The sequence below is a fragment of the Gammaproteobacteria bacterium genome (assembly GCA_028817255.1).
Classification (GTDB): domain Bacteria; phylum Pseudomonadota; class Gammaproteobacteria; order Porifericomitales; family Porifericomitaceae; genus Porifericomes; species Porifericomes azotivorans.
This window is the reverse complement of the sequence record JAPPQA010000090.1, coordinates 1-5,003: the sequence shown is the minus strand read 5'-3', so window position 1 is coordinate 5,003 and position 5,003 is coordinate 1. Positions and strand designations below refer to the sequence as shown.

3 protein-coding genes are annotated in these 5,003 nt (G+C 69.6%); 1 reads left to right on the top strand and 2 read right to left on the bottom strand.

The annotated features are described in order from the left end of the window. Window positions 1–113: 113 nt before the first annotated feature. Complete coding sequence (guaA, locus tag OXU43_04130; protein ID MDD9824344.1) at window positions 114–1,715, bottom strand: glutamine-hydrolyzing GMP synthase; 1,602 nt, start codon at window positions 1,713–1,715, stop codon at window positions 114–116. Between the two features lie 24 nt (window positions 1,716–1,739). Continuing rightward, window positions 1,740–3,200 (bottom strand): IMP dehydrogenase, encoded by a 1,461-nt coding sequence (gene guaB / locus OXU43_04125; protein MDD9824343.1) that lies wholly within the window; start codon window positions 3,198–3,200, stop codon window positions 1,740–1,742. 86 nt (window positions 3,201–3,286) lie between these two features. On the opposite strand from guaB, the gene xseA reads away from it, so the two are divergent. Beyond that, entirely contained in the window at window positions 3,287–4,684 is a 1,398-nt protein-coding gene (gene xseA / locus OXU43_04120) for an exodeoxyribonuclease VII large subunit (GenBank protein MDD9824342.1), read from the top strand. Window positions 4,685–5,003 lie beyond the last annotated feature (319 nt).

The window sequence follows — 5,003 nt, the reverse complement described above, 5'->3', positions numbered from 1 at the left end:
GCGCGACTTCGGGCTGGCGCCCTCGTCTTGCCGACTCCCCCTCAAGGGGGGAGTGATGGGAGGAGTCCGTTGGCGCTAACAAGCCCTGCAAGCCCTGGTCCGCTTCCACGCGCCTATTCCCACTCGATGGTGGCGGGCGGCTTGCTGGATATGTCATAGACGACCCGCGACAGCCCGGGCACCTCGTTCATGATGCGCGCCGACACGCTCTCCAGCAGCTCGGCGGGCAGGCAGGCCCAGTTGGCGGTCATGAAGTCGTCCGTCTGGACGGCGCGCAGGGCGACGACGTGTTCGTAGCGGCGCTCGTCGCCCTGCACCCCGACGGCGCGCACGGGCAAAAACACCGCAAATGCCTGGCTCAGGCGCTGGTACCAGCCGCTGCGGCGCAGTTCTTCGAGGAAGATATGATCTGCCCGCCGCAACAATGCCAGATGCCCGGGCCGCACTTCTCCCAGCACCCGCACGGCCAGCCCCGGGCCGGGGAAGGGGTGGCGGGAGAGCCACTCGGGCGGCAGGCCGAGATGGGCGCCCAGCCTGCGCACCTCGTCCTTGAACAGCTCCCGCAGGGGTTCGATCAGCGGCAGGCGCATCCGTTCGGGCAGTCCGCCCACGTTGTGGTGGGACTTGATCAGCTTGGTCTTGCCGGCGGCCGCGGCGGCGGACTCGACGACGTCGGAGTAGATCGTGCCCTGGGCCAGCCAGGCGGCGCCGCCGGTCTCGCTCAGCAGGCCGTCGGCCACCTGCTCGAATGCCTCGATGAAGCCGCGGCCCACGATGCGGCGCTTCTCCTCCGGGTCCTGCACGCCTGCCAGGGCGTCCAGAAATTTCTGCGCGGCCTCGACCCGGCGCACCGGCAACCCCAGGCGGTCGGCGAAGGCGGCCATGACTTCGTCGGCCTCGCCCAGGCGCAGCAGGCCGTTATCCACGAACACGCATTGCAGGCGCTCTTCCCCCAGCGCCCGGTGCAGCAACAGCGCGGCGACGGCGGAATCCACGCCCCCGGAGAGGGCGTGCAGCACCTTGTCCCGCTCGCCCACGCGGGCGCGGATCTCCTGGATCGTCCGCTCGGCGATATGCCCCGGCGTCCATTCCCTCTTGCAGCCGGCAATCTCGTAGAGAAAGCGGCGCAGGATCGCCTCGCCCTGCCGGGTATGGGTCACCTCGGGGTGGAACTGCAGGCCGTACAGGCGGCGCGATTCGTCGGCCATGGCGGCAACCGGAGAATCCGCCGTGGAGGCGATGACCTTGAAACCGGGGGGCAGCTCGCTGACCCGGTCGCCGTGACTCATCCACACGTCCAGCAGGCCGTGACCCTGTTCGTTGCCGGCGTCCTGGATGCCGCGCAGGAGGCGGGAATGGCCGCGGGCGCGAACCCGCGCCGGCCCGAACTCGCGGCGTCCGGCGGCCTCCACGCCGCCTCCCAGCTGTGCCGCCATAGCCTGCATCCCGTAGCAAATCCCCAGTACCGGCACGTCCAGGCGGAATACGGCTTCCGGGATGCGCCCCGCCGCCGGCGCGGCGGCGGAACCCGGCCCGCCCGACAGGATGACGGCCCGCGGCCGGAAGCCGGCGATCCGCTCGTCCTGCCAGTCGCCGGGATGAATCTCGCTGTAGATCCCCGCCTCCCGCACCCGGCGGGCGATCAGTTGGGTGTACTGGGAACCGAAGTCCAACACCAGCAGCCGCTGCCGGGGAACGGCGGCGGGTTCGGGCACGGCGGACACGGCAGGCGGGAGGCCCTAGTCCAGGCGGTAGTTGGGGGCTTCCTTGGTGATCGCCACGTCGTGCACGTGGCTCTCCCGGATGCCCGCCGTGGTCAGCCGCACGAAGCGGGCATCGGAACGCAGCGCCTCCAGGTCGCGGCAGCCGGTGTAGCCCATGGCGGCGCGCACGCCCCCCACCAGTTGCTGCAACAGCGGCGCGAGGCCGCCCTTGTACGGCACCCGCCCCTCGATGCCCTCGGATACCAGTTTGTCCCTGTCGTGCTGAAAGTAGCGGTCCGCGGAACCGTGCAGGCTGGACATCGCGCCCAGGGAGCCCATGCCCCGGTAGGACTTGTAAGAGCGGCCCTGGTACAGCTCGAGCTCTCCCGGCGCCTCCTCGGTGCCGGCGAACAGGCCGCCGATCATCACGCTGTACGCCCCCGCGGCGATGGCCTTGGCGATGTCGCCGGAGAAGCGGATGCCGCCGTCCGCGATCAGGGGCAGGTTGCGCTTGGCCAGGGCGCGGGCCACGGCCGCCACGGCGGAGATCTGCGGCACGCCCACGCCGGTCACTACCCTGGTGGTGCAGATGGAGCCCGGGCCAATCCCTACCTTGACGGCGTCCGCGCCGGCATCGGCCAGGGCCAGGGCGCCCTCCGCGGTGGCGACGTTGCCCGCCATCAGGGGAATGTCCGGGTAATTGCCGCGCACCCAGCGGGTCATGTCGAGTACGCCCTTGGAGTGCCCGTGGGCCGTGTCCACTACCAGCACGTCCGCGCCGGCCTCCACCAGCGCCGCCGCCCGCTCCCGGTCGCGCTCGCCCACCCCCACCGCCGCCCCCACGCGCAACTGCTCGGCCGCGTCTTTGCAGGCATTCGGATATTCGCGGGACTTCTGGATGTCCTTGACGGTCACCAGGCCGCGCAGCCGGAATTCGTCGTCCACGATCAACACCTTCTCGATGCGGTTCTGATGCAACAGGCGCATGATCTCCGCCTCGCTGTCCTGTCCCTCGCGCACGGTGATCAAGCGTTCCCGCGGCGTCATCACGGCGGATACCGGGTTCTCGTGGCGGGTCTCGAAGCGCAGATCGCGGTGGGTGACGATGCCGACCAGGCGCCCGTCGTCAATCACCGGGACGCCGGAGATGCTGTGCGTGCGGGTCAGTCGCAGCACTTCGCCGATGGTGGTGTCCGGCGGCACGGTGAAAGGGTCGCGGATCACGGCGCTGGCGAATTTCTTGACCGTGCGCACCTGTTGCGCCTGGCTCTCGGGGCTCATGTTCTTGTGGACGAAGCCGATGCCGCCCGCCTGCGCCAGGGCAATGGCCATCGGGGCCTCGGTCACCGTATCCATGGGCGCCGAGACCAGGGGGATGTTCAGAACGATGTCGCGCGCCAGCCGCGACTCCAGGCGCACCCCGGAGGGCAGCACTTCGGTATATGCCGGCACCAGCAGCACATCGTCGAAAGTCAATCCCTGCTCGAAATTCTCCATAGTCCGCTGCACCGGCGACGGCGGCGCCGCAAAAGCCCTCTGGAGACCCATTATAAGTATGCGCCGTTTCCCCGTAAAATAGCCCGATGGAAGAGCACCCGCAGCGGCTTGCGGACATCGGCGAAGAACCGGGCGGCGGCGAACCCGGCGGCAGCGCCGGGGCGGCGCTTACGGTCAGCCAGCTGAACCAGCGGGCGCGGCGGGTGTTGGAGGACGGCTTCGCCGCGCCGCTGTGGGTGGAGGGGGAATTGTCGAACCTGGCGCGCCCCGCCTCCGGGCATATCTACTTTACCCTCAAGGACGGCGCGGCGCAGGTCCGCTGCGCCATGTTCCGGGGCCGCAACCGGGCGCCATCCGCCTTCGCGCCCCAGGAGGGCATGATGGTGCTGGCGCGCGGGCAGGTCAGCCTCTACGAATTGCGGGGCAGTTACCAGCTGATCGTGGACGAGCTGCAGGCGGCGGGCGACGGGGCGCTGCACCTGGCCTTCGAGGCCCTCAAACGCAAACTCGCCGCCGAGGGGCTGTTCGCCGAGGAGCGCAAGAAACCGCTGCCCCCCTTCCCGAACACGGTGGGGATGATCACCTCCCCCAGCGGCGCCGCGATCCGGGATATGCTGAGCGTGATGCAACGGCGCTTTCCCCTGGCGCGGATCATCCTGTATCCGGCCGCCGTGCAAGGCCGGGAGGCGGTGCCGGCGCTGGTGCGGATGCTGGCCCTCGCCGACCAGCGCCGCGAGTGCGACCTGTTGCTCCTGGCGCGCGGCGGCGGCTCGCTGGAAGACCTGTGGGCCTTCAACGAGGAGGCGGTGGCACGCGCCATTCATGCCTGCCGGCTGCCGGTCGTGACCGGGATCGGGCACGAGATTGACTACACCATCGCCGACTTCGTCGCCGACCAGCGGGCGCCCACTCCCTCGGCCGCCGCCGAGATGGTCAGCCCGAATCAGCGGCAATTGCTGCTGGACCTGGCCGAGTCCCGGTCGCGCTTGCAGGAGCTGACGACACTGTGCATCGAGGGGGGGCTGCGGCAACTGCGCGGCTTGTGGCAGCGGCTGCGGCGCCCGGACATACGCCCGTTGCAGCAACGGCTGGACGAGCTGTCGCCGCGCATGGATCGGGCCTGGCGGCAAGTGACGCTGGGGCAGCGGCGCTTGCGCTTGGCCGAGACCGGGCGCCGGCTGCAAGCGCTGAGCCCGCTGCAATATCTGCACACGCAACGGCAGAACTGCCGCTGGCTGGCCCAGCGCCTGCGACGCGGCTGGCAGCAGGATCTGGAGGCGCGGCGCAACCGATTGCGCCAACATGGCCGCACCCTGACCGCCATCAGCCCGTTGCGGGTGCTGGAACGGGGCTACGCGATCGTGAACCGCGACCCGGACGGCCCGGTCGTCAACCGGGCCGGGGCATTGCGGCCCGCCGAGCGCATCCGCATCCGCTTCCACCGGGGCGCCGCGCAGTGCACGGTGGACAAGCTGCACGAATAGCCTGCGCGCCGCCCGCGGTGCGGGGCAGCGCAAGACAAGACGGCGAAACGCGGGGAATCCATTCTTGAGTGGTTTTGCCGTCGAGCAGTTTTTGACGTCATCCCGGTCCTTTCTGTCATCCCGGCCCTGCCTGTCATCCCGGTTGCTCCTGTCATTCCGGCCTCCTCCATGTCATTCCGGCGAAAGCCGGAATCCCGCATAGAAAGCGCGCGCCTCGCGCTCCTTTGCAGAAATATCCCATGAAGGGAGGGGCCAGCCGTCAGGCGCTGCAATGTGCGCGTTCCGCGCTCTTTTTGCGCGGGATTCCGGCTTTCGCCGG

What these genes read in the sequence shown, in the direction of transcription:
- guaB (MDD9824343.1), bottom strand. Translation starts at nt 3,200, where the DNA reads ATGGAGAATTTCGAGCAGGGATTGACTTTCGACGATGTGCTGCTGGTG.
- xseA (MDD9824342.1), top strand. Translation starts at nt 3,287, where the DNA reads ATGGAAGAGCACCCGCAGCGGCTTGCGGACATCGGCGAAGAACCGGGC.